Source organism: Pseudomonas fluorescens (assembly GCF_001623525.1).
Classification (GTDB): Bacteria; Pseudomonadota; Gammaproteobacteria; order Pseudomonadales; family Pseudomonadaceae; genus Aquipseudomonas; species Aquipseudomonas fluorescens_Q.
On sequence record NZ_CP015225.1, the window covers coordinates 5,076,118 to 5,096,056 of the forward strand.

At 61.8% G+C, this 19,939-nt stretch carries 18 protein-coding genes and 1 pseudogene; 6 read left to right on the forward strand and 13 right to left on the reverse strand.

The window, feature by feature from the left end; all coding sequences use genetic code 11:
- Window positions 1-34 precede the first annotated feature (34 nt).
- Window positions 35-976, forward strand: a complete 942-nt coding sequence (tagQ, locus tag TK06_RS21810) for a type VI secretion system-associated lipoprotein TagQ (protein WP_063323785.1) — start codon at window positions 35-37, stop codon at window positions 974-976.
- Window positions 977-1,408: 432 nt separating this feature from the next.
- On the opposite strand, the pseudogene TK06_RS21815 reads toward tagQ, so the two are convergent.
- Window positions 1,409-1,788, reverse strand: a pseudogene (locus TK06_RS21815) (DUF6124 family protein).
- 440 nt (window positions 1,789-2,228) lie between these two features.
- Here TK06_RS21815 and TK06_RS21820 point away from each other — a divergent pair.
- Both TK06_RS21820 and TK06_RS21825 read left to right on the forward strand, forming a co-directional pair.
- Window positions 2,229-2,618: a hypothetical protein gene (locus TK06_RS21820; protein WP_063323786.1), complete on the forward strand. Its 390-nt coding sequence runs from the start codon at window positions 2,229-2,231 to the stop codon at window positions 2,616-2,618.
- A gap of 149 nt (window positions 2,619-2,767) precedes the next feature.
- Window positions 2,768-4,111, forward strand: a complete 1,344-nt coding sequence (locus tag TK06_RS21825; protein ID WP_063323787.1) for a hypothetical protein — start codon at window positions 2,768-2,770, stop codon at window positions 4,109-4,111.
- Between the two features lie 308 nt (window positions 4,112-4,419).
- On the opposite strand, the gene TK06_RS21830 is transcribed toward TK06_RS21825, so the two are convergent.
- The 6 genes from TK06_RS21830 to exbB all read right to left on the reverse strand — a co-directional run bounded on the left by TK06_RS21830 (window position 4,420) and on the right by exbB (window position 11,388).
- A complete protein-coding gene (locus TK06_RS21830) occupies window positions 4,420-5,820 on the reverse strand; it encodes an aminoacyl-tRNA deacylase and HDOD domain-containing protein (RefSeq protein WP_063323788.1) in 1,401 nt (466 codons plus the stop codon).
- Between the two features lie 79 nt (window positions 5,821-5,899).
- A complete protein-coding gene (recG, locus tag TK06_RS21835; protein ID WP_063323789.1) occupies window positions 5,900-7,975 on the reverse strand; it encodes an ATP-dependent DNA helicase RecG in 2,076 nt (691 codons plus the stop codon).
- A gap of 9 nt (window positions 7,976-7,984) precedes the next feature.
- A complete protein-coding gene (locus TK06_RS21840; RefSeq protein ID WP_063323790.1) occupies window positions 7,985-8,905 on the reverse strand; it encodes a hydrogen peroxide-inducible genes activator in 921 nt (306 codons plus the stop codon).
- 324 nt (window positions 8,906-9,229) lie between these two features.
- Window positions 9,230-9,985, reverse strand: coding sequence for an energy transducer TonB (locus TK06_RS21845; RefSeq protein WP_063323791.1), 756 nt, complete (start codon window positions 9,983-9,985; stop codon window positions 9,230-9,232).
- Entirely contained in the window at window positions 9,982-10,410 is a 429-nt protein-coding gene (gene exbD, locus TK06_RS21850) for a TonB system transport protein ExbD (protein WP_063323792.1), read from the reverse strand. The genes TK06_RS21845 and exbD overlap by 4 nt, the downstream gene beginning before the upstream one ends.
- Window positions 10,411-10,416: 6 nt before the next feature.
- Entirely contained in the window at window positions 10,417-11,388 is a 972-nt protein-coding gene (gene exbB, locus TK06_RS21855) for a tonB-system energizer ExbB (RefSeq protein WP_063323793.1), read from the reverse strand.
- A gap of 188 nt (window positions 11,389-11,576) precedes the next feature.
- Between exbB and TK06_RS21860 the strand changes: the two genes are divergently transcribed.
- Window positions 11,577-12,434 carry an SDR family oxidoreductase gene (locus tag TK06_RS21860; protein WP_063323794.1) on the forward strand — a complete coding sequence of 286 codons (858 nt, stop codon included), beginning with the start codon at window positions 11,577-11,579 and terminating at the stop codon, window positions 12,432-12,434.
- A 248-nt stretch (window positions 12,435-12,682) separates the two neighbouring features.
- Entirely contained in the window at window positions 12,683-13,582 is a 900-nt protein-coding gene (locus TK06_RS21865) for a DMT family transporter (protein ID WP_063323795.1), read from the forward strand.
- Window positions 13,583-13,633: 51 nt separating this feature from the next.
- On the opposite strand, the gene TK06_RS21870 is transcribed toward TK06_RS21865, so the two are convergent.
- From TK06_RS21870 to TK06_RS21895, 6 genes are all read right to left on the reverse strand, one after another.
- Window positions 13,634-14,374, reverse strand: a complete 741-nt coding sequence (locus TK06_RS21870; RefSeq protein WP_063323796.1) for a hypothetical protein — start codon at window positions 14,372-14,374, stop codon at window positions 13,634-13,636.
- A gap of 55 nt (window positions 14,375-14,429) precedes the next feature.
- Window positions 14,430-14,810 carry a RidA family protein gene (locus TK06_RS21875; protein ID WP_003206880.1) on the reverse strand — a complete coding sequence of 127 codons (381 nt, stop codon included), beginning with the start codon at window positions 14,808-14,810 and terminating at the stop codon, window positions 14,430-14,432.
- 24 nt (window positions 14,811-14,834) lie between these two features.
- On the reverse strand, window positions 14,835-16,940 hold the full coding sequence (spoT, locus tag TK06_RS21880) for a bifunctional GTP diphosphokinase/guanosine-3',5'-bis pyrophosphate 3'-pyrophosphohydrolase (RefSeq protein ID WP_063323797.1): 2,106 nt from the start codon (window positions 16,938-16,940) through the stop codon (window positions 14,835-14,837).
- Between the two features lie 60 nt (window positions 16,941-17,000).
- Window positions 17,001-17,264 carry a DNA-directed RNA polymerase subunit omega gene (gene rpoZ / locus TK06_RS21885; protein WP_003177259.1) on the reverse strand — a complete coding sequence of 88 codons (264 nt, stop codon included), beginning with the start codon at window positions 17,262-17,264 and terminating at the stop codon, window positions 17,001-17,003.
- Window positions 17,265-17,431: 167 nt separating this feature from the next.
- Window positions 17,432-18,052, reverse strand: a complete 621-nt coding sequence (gene gmk, locus TK06_RS21890; RefSeq protein WP_003206877.1) for a guanylate kinase — start codon at window positions 18,050-18,052, stop codon at window positions 17,432-17,434.
- A gap of 10 nt (window positions 18,053-18,062) precedes the next feature.
- The gene (locus TK06_RS21895) at window positions 18,063-18,926 is read right to left on the reverse strand and encodes a YicC/YloC family endoribonuclease (RefSeq protein WP_063323798.1); all 864 of its coding nucleotides are present in this window, start codon (window positions 18,924-18,926) and stop codon (window positions 18,063-18,065) included.
- Between the two features lie 271 nt (window positions 18,927-19,197).
- Here TK06_RS21895 and rph point away from each other — a divergent pair, with 271 nt between their 5' ends.
- Window positions 19,198-19,920, forward strand: a complete 723-nt coding sequence (gene rph, locus TK06_RS21900; protein ID WP_003177262.1) for a ribonuclease PH — start codon at window positions 19,198-19,200, stop codon at window positions 19,918-19,920.
- Window positions 19,921-19,939 lie beyond the last annotated feature (19 nt).

The following is a 19,939-nucleotide window of genomic DNA, read 5'->3' on the forward strand; positions in this document are numbered from 1 at the left end:
CTGAGCAGGTCAACACTTAAACGAGAACACCACTATGCTTTTCTCCCGTAAACCATTTGCTTCGGTTTCCAAGCGTCACTTGCTGATGGTCGCTGTCGGCTTCAGCACCGTACTGACCGGCTGCGCCACGTCGCCGACTTCCAAAGTCGCCTCGAGCACCAAGGTCGAGTACTACCCGAACTGCTACGAGCCGGTGCAGCACTTGCGCTCTACCGAAGGCAACATGACCAAGTCCGTGGTTACCGGTGCGGCTGTTGGCGCGGTCGGCGGTGCACTGCTGGGCGTTTTGACCGCCGATAAGGAAGACCGTGGCCGCAACGCCGCCATCGGTGCCGCGGGCGGCGCCCTGGCCGGTGGTGCTGCCGGTTACTACACCGAGCGCCAGAAGCAGATCGCCGATGACAACCAGCGCATCGCCTCCTACGCCGCCGACGTCAACAAAAGCGTCTCCGACATCGACCGCAGCACCGCTTACGCCAAGACGTCGCAGCAGTGCTACCAGAACGCGTTCAGCAAACTGGTTGCCGACCGCAAGGCCAAGACCGTCAACGACACCGAAGGCCGCAAGCGCCTGGCGGAAATCGTCGCTGGCCTGAAAGAGTCGAACGACCTGATTGTCGCGGTCAACGGCAAGGCCTCGGAAGATCTGAACAACTACACCCAGGCCTATGAAAAAGACCTGCAGCAGGTGGGTGTGCAGCGTACTGACGTGGTGACTGTGGCCACTGCTGATACCACGCCGGTCGTGGCCCAGACCACCAACAAGAAAAAGAACAAGATCGTGCAGCCGGCCAAGAAGAAAGACTTGCCAGTCGTGCCGAAAGAAGCGGTGACCACCGAGAAAACCCTGCAGACCGCCAAGGCCAAGCAGGATGAGAGCAAGCAGGTTGCCAGCGCGGGTACCACTCAGGTCAATAGCATGTGCAAGAACCCGGACCTGGGTGACTGGGCACCGGTTCCTTGCCCGAATGTTTGATTGAGTGAGGGCTGCTGATCATTGGTCAGCAGCCAAAACTTGTGGGAGCGAGCTTGCTCGCGATAGCGTCCGTTCAGTTGGCATCCATGTTGACTGACCCGTCGCTATCGCGAGCAAGCTCGCTCCCACAGTTGTTTTGTACTGGCTGAAATATCTGCAACACCCCGGGGCGGGCCTGCTCGCGATGGCGCCAGCCCAGACAACCCATAACCCGTGGCGAGGGAGCTTGCTCCCGCTCGGCTGCGCAGCAGTCGCAACACCGGCTCATGCGGTCCGGCTGACAAAAAGCAGGGGCCTGCTTCGCAGGCCAGCGGGAGCAAGCTCCCTCGCCACGTTGGGTTTGTGTGGAGTCGAAATTAGCGCTCGACCAAAGTCCCTGTGGGAGCGAGCCCGCTCGCGATGGCGTCGGCTCAGCTTGCATCAATGCCAGCGCTACCCCTTGGCGTCAGGCGCCGCCATCCCCTTGTTTTCCAGATCATCCAACGCCCGCTCGACCAACAACTGCACCCCATCGGCCATGCGACTGATCGCTAGGGCCACGCAACGGCGTGAGTCGTCGACGTCGTCAGCCAGGTCAGCGGCGATGGTGCTGATGGACAGCAGGTCTTCGGAGGCGTTGGCCAGCAGGGTTTCGGTGTCGATGTGGGGGAGACGATGAAGAGCTGGTTTTTGTCGGGTTCGGGCGGGGAGGGTTGGGGGTTGAGGTAGTAGTCGAGGGCGCGGGTGGCGGCGTCTTCGAGCTTTTTTTCTTCCTGCGCTTGGACGCGGGATTTGTGGCCGTTTTGTGGCGGATTAGGAGTGACCTTGAACATAGATGTATCCCGATATGTATTTGAAGAAAACAGCCACCGTTCGTTGCACCGAATTAAGGTGGCAGCCGTGCGTAGGTGTGCAAGACCGGGCATATCGGACCCCGGCAGACTCGAAAGTCTCCCACGCACAGCCGCCATAGCAGTTGCGCGCCGATATGTACCGGACTTGCACGTCCGTGTCACCGTTTTTTGCGATGACGAACAAAGGTTAGCGGCGCACCAGAGCCCTGCCTAGTTCACGAACAGCCCGGCGTTTTGAAGGAAATCTCTGAGGACCCTGAAGGACAATGAAAGCCGCAATCATCCGCCGCTAAAACGTGACTTGGCAGTCATCATGCAAGAAAACTAATCCATCTTCCGCTAAAGCGATCCGATGATGGCGTTCCGTCGAGGAATCGCTAAACTGCCAGCCATTCATCTTTCTTCACGAGGCGGTGCCCATGAAATTTCGTTTTCTGCTGTGGATGCTGGGGTTGTTGATGGGCAAGGCCAGCCGGACCAATCCGGCGTTCCAACAGCAGTTGGGCGATAAGGAATTGGTGTTCCAATTGCAAACCCTGGACGGCAAAGTCGCCCGGCATTTCACGGTGAAAAACCAGCGCATCACCAGCCAGTCCGGCACCTACCCGGAGCCTGCCTTCGCCATCGCCTTCAAGGACGCCGCCTATGGCTTCGCCACGATGCAGGCCAAGAACAAGCAACTGGCATTCATGACGGGGATTCAGGACAAGTCGATCCAGATCAAGGGCAACCCGGCGCTGGTGATCTGGTTCCAGGGGTTGACCAAGTACTTGAAGCCGAAGAAGGCCAAGGCCAAGGCGAAAGTGTGAGTGTCGGTTTGGTGTAAAGCATAAGCGCCTTATTCCGCAAAGTTCTTTACAACTGTCATTGCTGACAGGTGTAAAGCTGCCTGTACAGGCGCTCCATAAAGGTACCTATCTAAAACTGGATTGCGTGCATCCTTGATGGAGCAATAACCATGGTTCAGTCAGCAAGAGCCGTAGAGACAGGCACACTCGACCCAACCTTCGCCGATGGCGGTGTACTGAGGTTTCCGATACCCGAGATTTCCGGATTCAACACTGAGGCGGTTTTGCCATTGCCCGGGAATAAGCTACTCGTAGCCATCCTCTTATTGGGAGTTGATGCGCCTGTCGCGCTCGCCAGGTTGAACGAGGATGGCTCGCTGGACCTGGGGTTTGGCGGGAATGGATCGGGTTTGGTTGAGATTTCCCTGGACGACCACTATTTCGACAGCGTTAAAGAGCTGCGCGGTTTAAGCGATGGTGGATGGCTGGTGTTTGGGCAGTACCGTAAGGGTTCCTGGGGTGGCAAATATGTCGTGCGACATAATCGGGACGGGCAGCCGGATATGTCGTTTGGTGAAAAAGGGGTGCTTTTGATCCGCGATGGCCGTCCCAGGGACGCTGGAATACGGACGCAAGCGTTTGATCGCGATAGCGAGATATCTTCAACCGGGGCGCCGAGGGTTACGGGTAGCGAGAGCGCTTGTGCGGTTCAGCAGGATGGAAAGATCCTCTTGGTCAGCTATGTGAGGGGGGCCGGCTACTCAAAACAGGCTGTACTTCGCCTTAACCCGGACGGTACGACGGACCATACGTTCAACGGAACTGGTTTTGCACCTATTGAGCTCGGTGGTATCCCACACGAATGGAATGTTGTCGAGGCTATCGCTGTTCAGGCGGATGGCAAGGTGCTGGTGAGTGGTGAGTTCGGTCAGGAAAACCCGGACGCCAGAGTTGCGTACGTCCTGCGTCTTGATGCCTCGGGGCAGCTTGACACCAGTTTCAATGGAGGGATGGTGACTGTCCGTAGCACGGCGGCTCTTTCTGTGAAGGGTATCTCGATAAGAGAGGCTGATGGCACGATCGTCGTAGTGGGCAAAGCGTCAGTCAATTCTGTCCCCCATGGGCTGATGTTCGTTCTAACTTCCGGGGGATTTTTCGACTTCAATTTCAATCGTGGGCAGCCCCTGTTCTCGCTACTGGTGCCTCAAGGCTTAATGTGGAGCCGTAGTTCATTGCGTGCAGATGGTTCGATCCTCGTCGCTGGTTCAACCGGCCCGGGTTATGTGGAAGAAAGGCTTACGGCATTGACAGCCCTCTTTCGTCCAGACGGTTCTCTGGATCCGTCATTCAACGGCAGCGGCTTCACTGTTTTCGACGAGGAAGGGAGGTATGAGTCTGTTACGGATATGAAGGTAATGGCCGATGACCGGATCGTTGTGTGCGGGTTCGCGTGGGTAGACGGTGACCCTTGGGCTTATATCGGTGGTGGTTGGGTGATTCGTTATCTGGCTTAAGCCGCAAGGAACACGTAGACAAGCCTGCGTGGCAAGGGAGCTTGCTCCCGCTGGGCCGCGAAGCGGCCCCAAATGGGCTGACGCAATCCTCCAGGCGAGCCGCGCTGATCGTTCCTACGCTCCGCGTGGGAATGCATCCCGTGACGCTCTGCGTCACCCTCCAGAAGCGGAACGCAGAGCGTCCCTGGCGGCATTCCCAGGGGCGTGGGAACGATCATGCTCCAAGCGGATTTTTACGACTGCTGCGCAGTCGAGCGGGAGCAAGCTCCCTCGCCACAGGGACTCATCCGGCTGACGCGAAGTCGGATTCAGCCGTGGCTGAACTGCGAAGCCAGTTCCCGCAGCAGCACTTCGGCTTCAAGCACTTTGCTGACCACGTCATTGACCTTGTCCCGAGACAGTCCTACACGCTCCAGCAGAGCATCGGGAATTTCCTCGTCCGGGCCGGAGCCGATCCCTCGCGAGCGCAGCAGGCGTACGGCCAGGCACACCAGGTTCGGGTAGGCGGCGTATTCGCCGTCGTAGTGCGGGTCGTGCTGGAAGCGCAGGGCGGTGGCCAGTTCGTCGGGCATGTCCCAGTAGCGCATCAGCCAGGCGCCGATCTGCTCGCGACTGATGCCCAGCAGGTGCTGTTCCACGTAGCTGTGGCACAGGTGCGGGTTGACCTCCAGGTGCCGGCAGATCAGCGAGAAGTGCGGCGGGAACACGTGGGCCAGCAACAGGTAGCCGAAGTTATGCAGCAGGCCCGACAGGTAGGTCAGGCCGCCTTCGGGTCGCTGGGCCCGGGGCATGGCGCGGGTCAGGCCTTCGATGACAGCGGCGGTGTAGATCGACTGGTGCCAGTAGGGTGTGGTGTGTTGCGGGTGGTCCTTGGGCAGGCTCAGGGTCTTGCCCAGGGCCAGGCCCAGTGCCAGGTTGATCACCAGGTCGAAGCCCAGTACCCGGACGATGGCGTCTTCCACTGAACGAATCTTGCCCGGCGACGCGTAGTAGGGCGAGGCGGCCCAGCTCACCACTTGCGCGGCCAGGGCCGGGTCGGTTTCGACGACGCCGGTGATGTCATCGATGGTCGCGTCCGGGTCGACCCGCAGCTTGATGATTTTCTGAGCGGTTTCGGCCAGCGGAGGGATCTCGATGGTTTCTTCCAGCCGTTGCTGGATACGCCGGGCGGTGAACGCCTGTACGGCTTGGGTGATTTCCGCGCGGTCGTCGTGCGGGCGGTCCAGGTTGGGGGTGATGTTGCTCACGGCTTCGCCGAACGTCGCGGCGCTGGCCTTGGTGAGCATGGTCTTGAACGCTTCGCTGGTGACTTCCAGCAGCAGTCCCGGCTCGCCCGAGTTGATCAGCAGTTTTGGCTCGCGCAGCAGGCTTTCTTCGTACAGGCAGGGTGAACTGGTCAGCGCCGGCAGGCCGGGCAGCAGGCTCAGGCTGTGTTTACCGAGCATGCGCTCCAGGCGGTCGGTAGGCACTGCCGTGAGTTTGCGGCCGGTGAGTTCGGCCAGGCGGTTGAGGTCCAGCAGTTGGCTTTGCGGAAACAGCACCATCAGCGCGCCAACGGCATCGTGCAGCAACACTGCCTGTACTTTGCGGGCTGGGTTCAGGCCGGGGCGTTCGAGCACTTCGTCAAAGCCGATGCCCAATTTCTCGAGCAACAGCCGAATAACAGACGGAGCGTGCGGGGATTCGGGAACGAGGGCAGCTTCTGTCATGGTCTGTATCCGTTTTCCTACAAGTTGGTCAGTATAACCAGCTTGTCCGGTACGCGCGTCCGGAAAACTGAGCGCGTGCTCACACTTGGCCGTATTGCTGCCCGTGACGCAGCCAGCGATCCAGCAGCGGGCTGACGTGGTCGGGCCAGCGTTCCAGCAGCGCCTGGGCGGCATCGCGTACGGCGGGGAGCAGGTCGGCGTCGCGCATCAGGTCGGCTACCTTGAATTGAAGCAGACCGGTCTGGCGCGTGCCGAGCATTTCACCGGGGCCGCGCAATTCGAGGTCTTTTTCGGCGATGACGAAACCGTCGTTGGTTTCGCGCATGATGCCCAACCGCTGGCGACCGATCTGCGACAGCGGCGGGTGATACAGCAGGACGCAATGACTGGCGGCGCTGCCTCGACCCACGCGTCCGCGCAACTGGTGCAACTGTGCCAGGCCCAGGCGCTCGGGGTTTTCGATGATCATCAAGCTGGCGTTGGGCACGTCGACGCCCACCTCGATCACCGTGGTGGCAACCAAAAGTTGCAGGGCGCCGGCCTTGAACTCAGCCATGACGGCGGCTTTCTCGGCGGGCTTCATGCGTCCGTGGATCAGCCCGACCTTCAACTCGCCGAGGGCGGCGGTGAGGTCCTCAAAGGTGGTCTCGGCCGCCTGGCAGGTCAGTTCTTCCGACTCTTCGATCAGCGTGCACACCCAATAAGCCTGCCGCCCTTCGGCGCAGGCGCTGCGCACGCGCTCGATCACCTCCACTCGTCGGGTATCGGTCACCAGCACGGTGTTGACCGGCGTACGGCCGGGCGGCAGTTCGTCGAGGATCGAGGTGTCGAGGTCGGCGTAGGCGCTCATCGCCAGGGTTCGCGGGATCGGCGTCGCGGTCATGATCAGTTGATGAGGGCACATCCGCCCGCCCACGCCTTTCTGCCGCAGGGCCAGGCGCTGCTGCACGCCGAAGCGGTGCTGTTCATCGATGATCACCAGGGCCAGGTTCTTGAACTGCACTTCGTCCTGGAACAGCGCATGGGTGCCGACCACCATCGGTGCGCCTTCGGCGATCTGCGCCAGGGCGGCGGCGCGGTTCTTGCCCTTGAGCTTGCCGGCCAGCCAGGCGACTTCGATGCCCAGCGGTTCGAGCCAGCGCTGGAAGGTGATGAAATGTTGTTCGGCGAGGATCTCGGTGGGCGCCATCAGCGCCACTTGATACCCCGCTTCCAGGGCCTGGAGCGCGGCGAGGGCGGCGACCACGGTCTTGCCGGCGCCGACATCGCCCTGGATCAACCGCAGCATCGGCTCGGGCTGGCTCAGGTCGTAGGCGATTTCGTTGCCGACCCGTTGCTGGGCGCCTGTGGGGGTGAACCCGAGGTTGGCCAGGTAGCGGGCCGGCAGATCCCTGGCCTTGGGCATGGCTGGGGCGCGCAGGGAACGCAGGCTTTCGCGCAGGCGTTGTTGGGACAGTTGATGAGTCAGCAGCTCTTCGAACGCCAGGCGATGCTGGGCCCAGTGATGGCCGACGGCGAGTTCGTCCACGTCGGCATCGGCGGGCGGATGGTGCAAGTAGCGGATCGCATCGGCCAGGGGGGCCAAGTGGTAATCCCGGGCCAGTTCCGTGGGCAGCCAGTCGGGCAGGCTGCTGGGGCCGAGCAGGGTTAGGGTTTGCTGGCAGAGCTGGCGCAGGCGTTGTTGGGTCAGGCCTTCGGTGAGGGGGTAGACCGGGGTCAGGGTTTCGTCCACCGGCGGCGGTTCGTCACCGGTGATGGCGCGGTATTCCGGGTGATAGATCTCCAGCCCCGAAGCCCCGGGCCGCGCCTCGCCGTAGCAGCGCACACGGGTGCCGCGCTTGAGGCCCTCCTTTTGCGCATTGCTGAAATGATAGAAGCGCAGGCTGAGCCCGCCGGTGCCATCCTGCAAGCGCACCACCAGGCTGCGACGGCGGCCCATGACCACGTCGGCGCCGCTGACGGTGCCTTCGATCACCGCATCCTGTCCCGGGCGTAGATGGCCGATGGGCACCACGCGGGTGCGGTCCTGGTAACGCAGCGGCAGGTGGAACAGCAGGTCCTGGAGGGTTTCCAGGCCGACCTTGGCCAGTTTTTCGGCCATGGCTTCACCGACACCCTTGAGTGTGGTGACCGGCACTTTCGACAGCTCAGTCATGAGAGCGGCTTACTTGCCAGCGGGCGGCTTGGCCACGGAGCACAGGCGGATCGAGTCGGCGAGGATTTCGATGGCCTTGGGCCGCGGGAAACTGGCGCGCCAGGCGATGGCCACGGTGCGGAACGGCACGGGCGGCGTCAGCGGGCGGACTTCGATCACGCCCGGGGAGTAATGATGGCTGTCCACCGCCGACAGCGGCAGGATCGAAATACCCAGGCCCGACGCGACCATGTGGCGGATGGTTTCCAGGGAGCTGGACTCCACCGTGGTGTGCTTGGCGCCTTCGTTGCCCTTGGTCAGGGTCGGGCAGGCTTCGAGCACCTGGTCGCGGAAGCAGTGGCCTTCGCCAAGCAACAGCAGGCTCTTGTCGTTGAGCTGGGCGGCGTCGATGGTCTTTTTCTGGGTCCAGGGGTGCTGGGCCGGCATCAGGACGTAGAACGGTTCGTCGTAGAGCGGCAGGGTCAGGACGTCGGCTTCGTTGAATGGCAGGGCGATGATGATCGCGTCCAGCTCGCCGTTGCGCAGCTTGTCGCGCAGCACATGGGTGAAGTTTTCTTCGATGTACAACGGCATCTGCGGGGCGACCCGGTGCAGTTGCGGAATCAGGTGCGGGAACAGGTACGGGCCGACGGTGTAGATCGCGCCGACTTTCAGCGGGGCGGTCAGTTGGTTCTTGCCGGCCTGGGCCAGTTCGCGAATACCCTGGGCCTGCTCCAGGACCTTTTGCGCCTGGGCCACGATGCCTTCGCCCACTGGAGTCAGGCGCACGGCGCTTTTGCTGCGCTCGAAAATCAGCACACCGAGTTCGTCTTCAAGCTTTTTCACGCCCACCGACAGCGTCGGCTGGCTGACGTGGCAACGCTCGGCCGCATGGCCGAAATGCTGCTCTTGGGCGAGGGTCACGATGTAGCGTAATTCTGTGAGGGTCATGGCGAGCGTCCGTGAAGTTGCGAGCCAAGCATACCGGCTGCAATCGATAGACGCACGTTATCAGACTGGGGGGGCGGTGTGACACTGTCCAATGTCTGCTGGGGCGTTGCCGAATATGAAAAAGGCATCTTTCGATGCCTTTCTGTCGGTTGTACTTATTGTGGCGAGGGAGCTTGCTCCCGCTGGGCCGCGAAGCGGCCCCAAAACCAGTGAATGCGCTGTATCAGGCAGATCGTGTTGATCGGGCCACGGCCTGCTGCGCAGTCCAGCGGGAGCAAGCTCCCTCGCCACGGGATTCACCTGCTACCGGGTTGCCAGGTTCAGTCAGCGCCGGCGCTTGTCGATGGAGTACACAAACGGTGCCGTCAGTTCGATGGTGCCGTTGGTCAGCAGCTCCGCCGGCGGCTTGGGCAGCGGTTGGGCGCGGCGGATCATTTCCAGGGTGGCCCGGTCCAGGGAGTCCGTGCCGGAGCTGCCCACCAGTTCGAATGACAACACGTTACCTTCGGCATCCACCACGAAGCGCAGGCGGTTCATGCCTTCCTTGTTCATCTGCTGGGCCCTGGGCGGGTACTTCTTGTACTTGCCCAGGTGCGCCAGCAGCGTGCCCTGCCAGTTGGCCTTGGCAGCCGATTGTGCAGGTGACGGGCCAGGAGCCGGTTGCGCGGACTTCTCGGCCACCGACTGGGTTGGCGGGGTGTCGCTGGGCTTCTGCTCCGACGGCTGTTCCTTCGGCGGCTCGGGCTTTTTCTCCACCGGTTTGGGTTTGGGCGGTTGCGGCTTTGGCTTGGGCTTGACCGGCTTGGGCACGGAAATCTCCGGCTTCGGCGCTTCGGCAAGCTTGGGCAGAGGCAATTCTTCGACCGGCTCGGGAGGTTGCGGCGGTGTGACGACTTTTGGCGGTGCCGGCGGCGGCGGGGCTGGTACCGGCGCCAGCTCGACCATCATCGCCTGGGGAGGCAATTCGATGGGCGGGCGCGATGTCCAGTTCAACGCCAGGGCGATGGCGAGCGCATGCACGCCCAGCACCACTGCCAGGCTACCGCTGTAACGCGTCAGCTTTTGGCGCGTCGTGATCATTTCTGCCGCGCCGTCTCGAGTCCGACTAGGCCGACCTTCAGGTAGCCAGCGCCCCGCAGCGCGTCCATCACGCTCATCAGGTCGCCGTAGTCCACGCCTTTGTCGGCCTGGAAGAAGATCGTCGTGTCTTTCTTGCCTTGGGTCTTGGCGTCGAGGGTTGCGCCGAGGGTTTCGGCCTTGACCTCTTCTTCGCCCAGGAACAGGCGCTGGTCGGCCTTGACGCTGAGGAACACCGGTTTCTCCGGCCGTGGCGAAGGCTTGGCCGTCGACGCCGGCAGGTCAACCTTGATGTCCACGGTGGCAAGCGGGGCGGCCACCATGAAGATGATCAACAGCACCAGCATCACGTCGATGAACGGCGTGACGTTGATTTCGTGGTTCTCGGCCAGATCGTCGTCTGCGCCTTCTTTCAAATGCAGGCCCATGGCCGATTACCCCACTTTCACCATGTGCGGTTGCGAGCCACGCTCGGGCGGCAGGTGGTCGAGGTCACGGCTGACCAGCAGCAGGACTTCGGCCGAAGCATCGGAGACCTGGGCCTTGTAGCCGGCAATGGAGCGGGCGAAGACGTTGTAGATCACGACGGCCGGGATCGCTGCGACCAGGCCCAAGGCCGTTGCCAGCAAGGCTTCGGCGATGCCGGGTGCGACGACGGCGAGGTTGGTGGTCTGGGTCTTGGCGATGCCGATGAAGCTGTTCATGATGCCCCACACGGTGCCGAACAGACCGACGAATGGCGCGGTAGAGCCGATGGTGGCAAGCACGCCGGTGCCGCTGCTCATGTTGCGACCGCAGGCGGCGACCAGGCGTTCGAGGCGGAAGCTCACGCGTTCCTTGATGCCTTCTTTCTCGCGGCTGTTGGCCGACAGGCGCATCTCTTCGAGTGCGTCATGCACGAGCAGGTTGGCAAGAGTGCCTGCCTTCGCGGCGGTGGCGCTGGCTTCCTTGAGGGTGGTGGCTTTTTTCAGGGCGGCGATTTCACCACGCAAGCGACGCTTGGCACCCAGCAGCTCGAAGCCTTTGGCAATCCAGATAGTCCAGGTGATGATCGAGGCGATGGCCAGGCCGATCATCACGATTTTCACGATAATGTCGGCGTTCTTGTACATGCCCCATGGCGACAGGTCGTGGGCCATGCCCAGGGAGTTGTCGGCTTCGAGCACTTGAGGTGCGTCGGCTTCGACGGCCTGGGCCGGGTCGGTGGCGACCGGCGTTGCAACGGGAGCGGCCGGGTCGGCCGGTGCCTGGGCAGCAGCCGGTGCGGTGGCCGGGGTCGTGGCGGGCGCCTGTGCATCGGCGAACGCGGCGGCAGGTGCCAGCAGCAGGCTGAATAGCAGGGCGGCTACCGTGCCCCAGGCACGAGGTCGATTGGTTGGCGAAGCGGGGGATAGAGAGCGTTTCATGCTGGCCGGACCTGAGAGAAAAAAGAAGGTTGATGTTCTTCCAGGCCTCGGGGGCCGAGAACAAAACTGGCGGGCATTATTGCAAGTAATTCTTGTTAACAAAAGTAATACAGTTACTTTTTTTGTGCCATGGCTAGCCGTCCGTCCTCCTCGGAGGCTAGTCTGCGGCTTTGCCAGAGGAATTTTTGATGTCCGCGCCTTCTGTTTTAATCGCCGGCTGCGGTGATATTGGCGGCCGCCTGGCCAGCCAGTTAGTGGCCGAACAGTGGCAGGTGTATGGCTTGCGGCGCACGGTTTCGAACCTGCCGGCGGGCGTCATCGGGGTGGCGGGGGATTTGTTCAGCGAGCAATGTCCCGCCGACTGGCCCGCTGGGACACTGGATTACCTGGTGTACAGCGCCGCGGCCACCGACCATGACGAAGCGGGCTATCGCTCGGCTTATGTCGAAGGGTTGCAGCATGTGTTGGGCTGGTTGAAGCAGCATGGGCAGCAGCCCAAGCGTCTGCTGTTTGTGTCCAGCAGCAGTGTTTATGGGCAACAGCTGGGCGAATGGGTGGATGAAACCTCGCCAACCGTGGCCAGCGGCTATTCCGGTCGCCTGATGCTCGAAGCCGAGCAAGTGGCCTTGGACAGTGGCATCCCGGCCAGCCGCGTGCGCCTGACCGGCATCTATGGGCCGGGTCGGGAATGGTTGCTGAGCCAGGTGCGCCAAGGGTATCGCGTCGTGATCGACCCGCCGCTGTACGCCAATCGCATCCACGCCGACGATGCGGCCGGCTTGCTGGCGTTCCTGCTGGAGGCCGATCGCCAGGGCCAGATGCTGGACGATTGCTACATCGGCGTCGACGACGCCCCTGCGCCGCTGGCCGAGGTGGTGGGCTGGTTGCGTGAATACATGGGCGTCACCCAGTGGGCCGAAGACGCCAGCGTGCGTCGTGCCGGCAGCAAGCGCTGCAGCAATGCCCGGGCGAAGGCCTTGGGCTGGACGCCGCGGTATCCGAGTTTTCGCCAGGGGTATGCGGCGATTCTGGAAGGGCGCAGCTGACACGGGCTTGCTCGGCGTGTGCTCGATGATAGTGTTCGGAGCCAAGGGCTAGATCTCTATGGGCTCTTACCGTCCTGAGTACCTTCCACGTCTTGACTTGGCTCATCGAGCTCGCCGAGCATTATCCGTTGCTTGCCGAAACCAGGAGTGATCCGAAGGCCACTCGCAACCGTTTCAATCATCTTTTGCGTCGTCGATGTGGGCCAACATCCGATCGAACGACCTAACCGCGACAAGGACCGTCATCAATGCAAGCCAGTTTCAGCAAAGGCGTTATCTTTGCACTCTCCGCCGCCGCACTTAACGCCACGATAGGCGTGCTCAGCAAAGTGCTCATGAGCAATGGCTTCACCGCCAGCAGTGTCGCCGTCATAAAGACCGTCCTGGGTTGTCTACTGCTCTCGGCCTTGCTGCTGTTTATCAAGCGTCCGGCGACGACGGCCAAATGGACCCAGGCGGCGATCTGCGCGTTTCTCGGTATCTTTGTGCTGTTCCACTTCGAAACGGCTGCCTATCGGCATTACGCTGCGGCGGGTGTAGTCGTGATGCTGATGGCCAGTGCTTCCATTTCCTCGATTGTGCTCGGACGCATAATCCTCAAGGATGCGATCACCGCGAACGCCACTGTGGGGGCCGCCTTGGCGATCGCCGGAATCGCGGTGATCTTTGGCGCCGATCTGCGGCAGGGCTTCACGCTCCAAGGCGTTGCGCTCGCGTCCATGGCGGGCTGCGGCTATGGGGCGTTTTCGGTAGCCATGAAACGGATGGGCGTGTCCGGTGGGCTGCACTTCACTCGTCAGTTGCTGTTCTTCGGCAGCCTGTACTTGCTGATGCCGGCTTCGGCCGACGGCTTCGTGATCGGTGAGCTGTCGCCCTGGGCGATTGCCGCACTGCTGGCGCTGGCCGCGCTGCCGACCATCCTCGGCTTTTTTTGCACCACCAAGGCAATCGAGTACCTCAAGCCATCCCAGGTGCAAGCCTTGGAGCTGACCGAGCCGCTGTTCGCCGCACTGCTGGCATTTGTTGTGCTCAATGAGGTGCCACGCGAAAGCCTGTACCCGGGCGCACTGCTGATCATCATTGGGTTGTGTTTCTCCAATGAGCTGATCCGCCTGGGCAGAAGAAAGCCTGTCCCCTCTCGCGTGTGAACCTTTACCGGCGTGGGGCGCCCGTACATTTATTTCGAGGCGCCCTATCCCTTACTGCTTTTCCAGCACCCATTGCCGAGTCCCCGGCGTGAACGACGGCATTTCATCGGCCAGCGCGGCGTTGACGGTCTGGAAAATCTCCAGCCGCTTGCCGTCGCGGGCAAAGATCCAGGTGTTGCCCTGGCCGTTCTGCTGCAACCAGATGTTGTCGTTGCCACCGCTCATGGAGGCGCAATCGCCGGCCAGGCACAAGGCGTAACGATCGGCGCCCGGCAGCCCGCTGACCTGGCCGTCGGGCTGGAATTGCACGCTGGCGCCCTGGCCGGGGCCGTTGACGATGCTCCAGGTGCCACCCAGGTAGGCGGCATACAGCGCTCGCTCGAAACTGGCGCCGATCGGCGCACCTGCGGGTACCTGGACTGACGCCCGGTCGAACACCTGCTGCGGTTCGTTCTCGGTGGCGGCCTGGCTTAACTGGTCGCCATCGCGCTTGAGTTCGCTGGCGGAGCTGCCGTAGAAATCGACTTTCCAGGCGCCGTCTTCTTCGCCCAGCAACTTGCCTTCGACGTTTTCAAAGCCGTTGGTGTAGCGCGCCTGACCGGCCCGGGTGTTGACGTCCCATTCCAGGTTCGGGCCGTAGCCCTGCAGCGCTTCGCGAAGCGGGCCGCCCTTGGCGGCAGCGTCGATGGCTGCCTGGTTGATCCAGGTGCCGCTGATGTCACGGTCGGCAGGGTCGCTGGCGCAACCGCCCAGAAGCAGGGCAGCCAGCGAGAGAGCAAGCGCTTTGCGCATGGTGGAATCCTTTCAGAACGAAAACGGCGCAGCAGGGGAGGCTGCGCCGGCCTTATTACTCGATGACCAGGATGGCATCCATCTCAACCTGAGCGCCCTTGGGTAGGGCGGCCACGCCGATGGCGGCGCGGGCAGGGTAAGGCTGGTCGAAGTACTTGCCCATCACCTCGTTGACCTTGGCGAAGTGGCTCAGGTCGGTGAGGAAGATGTTCAGCTTGACGATGTCCTTGAACGAACCACCGGCGGCCTCGGCCACGGCCTTGAGGTTTTCGAACACCTGCACGGTCTGGGCTTCGAAGCCTTCCACCAGCTCCATGGTCTTGGGGTCCAGTGGAATCTGGCCCGACATGTACACGGTGTTACCGGCCTTGATCGCCTGGGAATAAGTACCGATGGCGGCCGGGGCCTTGTCGCTGGTGATAACAGTCTTGGTCATGAATGACTCCTGATAACGAATGGGCTACGCGCGCATCCGGGTGATGCGGATAACGCCGGTCAGGGCGCGCAGTTTCTTGATCACGCGGGCCAGGTGCACGCGGTCGTGCACGCTGACCACCAGTTGGACGACGCTGATGCGGCCATCGCGTTCGTCCATGCTGATTTTTTCGATATTGCCGTCGGCGGCATTGACGCTGCTGGCCAGCAGCGCGATCAGGCCACGCTGGTGTTCCAGCTCGACCCGCAGCTCGACGTTGAATTCGCCGGTGACATCCTTGGCCCAGGAGAGCTGGATGCATTTTTCCGGGTTATGACGGATTTCGCTGATGTTGCGGCAGTTGTCCAGGTGCACCACCATCCCTTTGCCGGCGGACAAATGGCCGACAATCGGGTCGCCCGGGATCGGCGTACAGCACTTGGCATAACTGAGCACCAGGCCCTCGGTGCCGCGAATCGCCAGCGGACCTTCGGGGCTTGGCAACTGTTCGCCTTCACCGAGCAGCCGACGGGCAACGACGTAGGCCATGCGATTGCCCAGGCCGATGTCTTCGAGCAGGTCTTCGATCAGTTCGAGGCGGTATTCATTGAGCATCAGTTGCACACGCTCGGCCGGGATCTTGTCCAGGGAGCTGTCGAAACCGTTCAATACCTTGTTCAGCAGGCGTTCACCGAGGCTGATGGATTCGGAGCGGCGTTGCAGTTTCAGGGCATGACGGATATGGGTGCGGGCCTTGCCGGTGACCACGAAATTGAGCCATGCCGGGTTGGGTCGTGCGCCCGGGGCGCTGACGATTTCCACCGTGGAACCGCTTTGCAGCGGTTCGGACAGCGGTGCCAGGCGGCGGTTGATCCGGCACGCGATGCAACTGTTGCCGACGTCGGTGTGTACCGCATAGGCAAAGTCCACGGCCGTGGAGCCTTTGGGCAGCTCCATGATCCGGCCCTTGGGCGTAAAGACGTAGACCTCGTCCGGGAACAGGTCGATCTTCACGCTCTCGATGAACTCCAGGGAGTTGCCGGCACGCTGCTGCATTTCCAGCACACCCTTGACCCACTGCCGGGCGCGGGCATGGGTGCTCTTGGGTTGTTCGTCGCCGCTGGATTTGTACAGCCAATGGGCGGCGATGCCGTTGTTGGCCATCTCTTCCATTTCGCGGGTGCGGATCTGGATTTCGATGGGTACGCCGTGCATGCCGAACAGCGTGGTGTGCAGCGACTGATAGCCGTTGGCCTTGGGAATCGCGATGTAATCCTTGAAGCGCCCCGGCAACGGTTTGTACAAATTATGTACAGCTCCCAGCACGCGATAGCAGGTGTCGACCTTGTCGACGATGATCCGGAACGCGTAGACGTCCATGATCTCGTTGAAGGCCCGACGCTTGCCGCGCATTTTCTTGTAGATGCCGTAGAGGTGTTTCTGCCGCCCGCTGACTTCGCCTTCGATGCCGTCGATGGCCAGGCAGTGGCTCAGGGATTCTTCGATCTTGTTGACGATTTCCTTGCGGTTGCCCCGGGCGCGCTTGACGGCCTGGTTGATCCGCGCCGAACGCATCGGGTGCATGGCCTTGAAGCCGAGGTCTTCGAACTCGATGCGGATCGCGTGCATGCCCAGGCGATTGGCGATGGGTGCGTAGATTTCCAGGGTTTCCTTGGCGATGCGCCGGCGTTTTTCGCCGGACAGCACTTCCAGGGTGCGCATGTTGTGCAGGCGGTCGGCGAGCTTGACCAGGATCACGCGAATGTCGCGTGCCATGGCCATGGCCATTTTCTGGAAGTTCTCGGCCTGGGCCTCGGCCTTGGTCTCGAAGTTCATCTGGGTCAGCTTGCTGACCCCGTCGACCAGTTCGGCCACGGTTTCGCCGAACTGCGCTTGCAGCGCTTCCTTGGCAATGCCGGTGTCTTCGATCACGTCATGCAGCATCGCCGCCATCAGGCTCTGATGGTCCATGTGCATGTCGGCTAGAATATTCGCCACCGCAAGGGGATGCGTGACGTACGCCTCACCGCTGCGGCGGCGCTGGCCGTCGTGGGCTTGTTCAGCGTAGAAATAGGCTCGGCGGACCAGATTGACCTGGTCCGTGCCGAGGTAGGCCGATAAGCGATCGGCGAGGGCGTCTATGCTCGGCATGATGATGACTCCTGCCGTCTGCTGTGACCCCGCGCCGTGCTACGTCGACCAGGCATAGGCTTAGACCGCCTCGTTGGACTCGTCCTCGAACGCTGCGAACAGCGGTTCGTCTTCGACGATTTCAGCGTTGGCGATGAACTCGTAGCTCATCAGGCCCTCGGCGATTTCACGCAGCGCTACTACTGTAGGCTTGTCGTTTTCCCACTGGACCAATGGCTCTTTGCCGCCGGTGGCCAGTTGACGGGCACGCTTGGTAGAGAGCATGACCAGCTCAAAGCGGTTTTCCACGTGTTCTAGGCAGTCTTCAACGGTTACGCGGGCCATGGTATTCCTCGGAGCGAATGCAATATGCGCGCTGCCCGGTTGGGCGAGCGGACTCGACAGTTTAAAAAAACACCAGCGTTTAGGGAAGCGCTGATTTTTTAACCAAACCCCTCGGCGCGCTGCGACTACCAATGTAAAGCCGTCGCAGCGGTTTTGGGAAGGGCTGTTCAGCCCAACAATTCGGCCAATAATTTGCCGAAACGTTGCTGCTGGCGTTTCTGCTGCAGCTGGCTGGCACGGAAAATCGCCTTCAGGTCGTCCAGCGCGTGGGCAAAATCGTCGTTGATGATCAGGTAATCATAGTCGACGTAGTGACTCATCTCGCTGACCGCTTCGCGCATCCGGCCCTCGATGATGTCGTCGCTGTCCTGGCCACGGTTGGTCAGGCGCTGGCGCAAGGCTTGCTGGCTTGGCGGCAGGATAAAGATCGAACGAGCCTGGGGCATCAGCTTGCGCACCTGCTCGGCGCCTTGCCAGTCGATTTCCAGGATCAGGTCATGGCCTTCGTCCAGGGTCTGCTGCAGATAGCTTTGCGAGGTGCCATAAAGGTTGCCGAAGACCTCGGCGCGCTCCAGGAAGTCGCCATGTTCGGCCATCTTCACGAACTCTTCGCGGTCGACGAAGTGATAGTTCACACCATTCACTTCGCCCGGACGCATGGCGCGGGTAGTGTGCGAGACCGAGACGCGGATCTGCGGTTCGGCATCGATCAGTGCCTTGACCAGGCTGGTCTTGCCGGCGCCCGAGGGCGCGGAAATGATGTAGAGGGTGCCGGTGCTGTGGGTCATGTCGTTAGCCTTACTCAATGTTCTGCACTTGTTCGCGCATTTGTTCGATCAACACCTTGAGGTTGACCGCCGCCTGGGTGCTGCGCGGGTCGAAGGCTTTGGAGCCCAGTGTATTGGCTTCGCGGTTGAGCTCCTGCATCAGGAAGTCGAGGCGGCGACCGGCCGCACCGCCGGACTTGAGCACCCGGCGAACTTCGATGATGTGGGTGCTCAGGCGATCCAGTTCTTCGGCCACGTCGCTCTTTTGCGCGAGCATGACCATTTCCTGTTCCAGGCGTTGCGGGTCCAGTTCGGCCTTCATGTCGGTGAAGCGGTCGAGGACTTTCTGGCGCTGAGTGGCGAGCATCTGCGGGACCAGTTCGCGCAGGGTGCTGACGTCTTCTTCGATGGAGGTCAGACGCTCGTTGATCAGTCGGGCCAGCTCCGCGCCTTCGCGCTCGCGGCCGGCCTTGAGCTCCTTGAGGCCTTCATTGAACAGCGTCATCGCCTCGGCGTTCAGCGCTTGGGGGTCGCTCGCATCGCCCACCAGCACGCCGGGCCAGGCCAGGACTTCCAGTGGGTTCAAGGCGGCAGGATGCTTGATCAGGCTGGCGACGGTTTCGGCCGCGGCGACCAGTTGCGCGGCGCGCTCACGGTCCACCTGCAAGGCTTTGCCAGTGCTTTCTTCGGTGAAGCGCAGGGTGCATTCCAGCTTGCCCCGGGACAGGCCCTGGCGCAGCGCCTCGCGCACGCCGCCTTCGAGGTCGCGGAAAGACTCGGGCAGGCGCAAGTGCGGCTCCAGGTAGCGGCTGTTGACCGAACGCAGTTCCCAGCTCAGCGTGCCTTGGGCCCCGGCTTTTTCGACGCGGGCGAAAGCGGTCATGCTGTGCACCATGGAGGGTCCTCGCAATGCAGGCGGCCACAACGGGTGGTGGGGCCTGGAATCTGTGAATAAAAGCCGAAGGGCAGCAAAGGCGCAGGATTGTAGCGCAGTGAAGCGCATGCCCCAAACGCGCATGTGACAAAGCGCTGCAACCCGTCGGGCAGGCCTTTGCGCGGCTTCGCTCGCGCCGGCTTTTTGGAGCCGAGTGACGTTTGACTGCCCTATGACGATTCACGGCTCTATAATGCTCGGCAGTTTTCCGTCCTCCGTACAGGTATTCCCTATGAAACGTCCAAGTGGTCGCGCTGCCGATCAGCTTCGCTCGATCCGCATTACCCGCAACTACACCAAACACGCCGAGGGATCTGTACTGGTCGAATTCGGTGATACCAAAGTCATCTGCACTGTCAGTGTCGAAAACGGCGTGCCACGCTTTCTCAAGGGGCAGGGCCAGGGCTGGCTGACGGCCGAATACGGCATGCTGCCGCGCGCCACTGGTGAGCGGAACCAGCGTGAGGCCAGCCGTGGCAAGCAGGGCGGTCGTACCCTGGAAATCCAACGCTTGATCGGCCGTTCGCTGCGTGCCGCTCTGGACATGTCCAAGTTGGGCGACGTGACGCTGTATGTCGATTGCGACGTGATCCAGGCCGATGGCGGTACCCGTACTGCCTCCATCACCGGGGCCATGGTCGCCCTGGTCGATGCCTTGAAAGTGATCAAGAAGCGCGGCGGCCTCAAGGGCGGCGACCCGCTCAAGCAAATGATCGCCGCTGTGTCCGTGGGCATGTACCAGGGCGAGCCGGTGCTGGACCTGGATTACTTGGAAGACTCCGCTGCCGAGACTGACCTGAACGTAGTCATGACCAGTGCCGGCGGTTTCATCGAAGTCCAGGGCACTGCCGAGGGCGCGCCGTTCCAGCCAGAAGAATTGAACGCTATGCTGGAATTGGCGAAGAAAGGCATGAACGAGATCTTCGAACTGCAAAAGGCCGCCTTGGCTGACTGATCGATTCCCGCTTCAAGAC

What these genes read in the sequence shown, in the direction of transcription:
- tagQ (WP_063323785.1), top strand. Translation starts at nt 35, where the DNA reads ATGCTTTTCTCCCGTAAACCATTTGCTTCGGTTTCCAAGCGTCACTTG.
- TK06_RS21820 (WP_063323786.1), top strand. Translation starts at nt 2,229, where the DNA reads ATGAAATTTCGTTTTCTGCTGTGGATGCTGGGGTTGTTGATGGGCAAG.
- TK06_RS21825 (WP_063323787.1), top strand. Translation starts at nt 2,768, where the DNA reads ATGGTTCAGTCAGCAAGAGCCGTAGAGACAGGCACACTCGACCCAACC.
- TK06_RS21830 (WP_063323788.1), bottom strand. Translation starts at nt 5,820, where the DNA reads ATGACAGAAGCTGCCCTCGTTCCCGAATCCCCGCACGCTCCGTCTGTT.
- recG (WP_063323789.1), bottom strand. Translation starts at nt 7,975, where the DNA reads ATGACTGAGCTGTCGAAAGTGCCGGTCACCACACTCAAGGGTGTCGGT.
- TK06_RS21840 (WP_063323790.1), bottom strand. Translation starts at nt 8,905, where the DNA reads ATGACCCTCACAGAATTACGCTACATCGTGACCCTCGCCCAAGAGCAG.
- TK06_RS21845 (WP_063323791.1), bottom strand. Translation starts at nt 9,985, where the DNA reads ATGATCACGACGCGCCAAAAGCTGACGCGTTACAGCGGTAGCCTGGCA.
- exbD (WP_063323792.1), bottom strand. Translation starts at nt 10,410, where the DNA reads ATGGGCCTGCATTTGAAAGAAGGCGCAGACGACGATCTGGCCGAGAAC.
- exbB (WP_063323793.1), bottom strand. Translation starts at nt 11,388, where the DNA reads ATGAAACGCTCTCTATCCCCCGCTTCGCCAACCAATCGACCTCGTGCC.
- TK06_RS21860 (WP_063323794.1), top strand. Translation starts at nt 11,577, where the DNA reads ATGTCCGCGCCTTCTGTTTTAATCGCCGGCTGCGGTGATATTGGCGGC.
- TK06_RS21865 (WP_063323795.1), top strand. Translation starts at nt 12,683, where the DNA reads ATGCAAGCCAGTTTCAGCAAAGGCGTTATCTTTGCACTCTCCGCCGCC.
- TK06_RS21870 (WP_063323796.1), bottom strand. Translation starts at nt 14,374, where the DNA reads ATGCGCAAAGCGCTTGCTCTCTCGCTGGCTGCCCTGCTTCTGGGCGGT.
- TK06_RS21875 (WP_003206880.1), bottom strand. Translation starts at nt 14,810, where the DNA reads ATGACCAAGACTGTTATCACCAGCGACAAGGCCCCGGCCGCCATCGGT.
- spoT (WP_063323797.1), bottom strand. Translation starts at nt 16,940, where the DNA reads ATGCCGAGCATAGACGCCCTCGCCGATCGCTTATCGGCCTACCTCGGC.
- rpoZ (WP_003177259.1), bottom strand. Translation starts at nt 17,264, where the DNA reads ATGGCCCGCGTAACCGTTGAAGACTGCCTAGAACACGTGGAAAACCGC.
- gmk (WP_003206877.1), bottom strand. Translation starts at nt 18,052, where the DNA reads ATGACCCACAGCACCGGCACCCTCTACATCATTTCCGCGCCCTCGGGC.
- TK06_RS21895 (WP_063323798.1), bottom strand. Translation starts at nt 18,926, where the DNA reads ATGGTGCACAGCATGACCGCTTTCGCCCGCGTCGAAAAAGCCGGGGCC.
- rph (WP_003177262.1), top strand. Translation starts at nt 19,198, where the DNA reads ATGAAACGTCCAAGTGGTCGCGCTGCCGATCAGCTTCGCTCGATCCGC.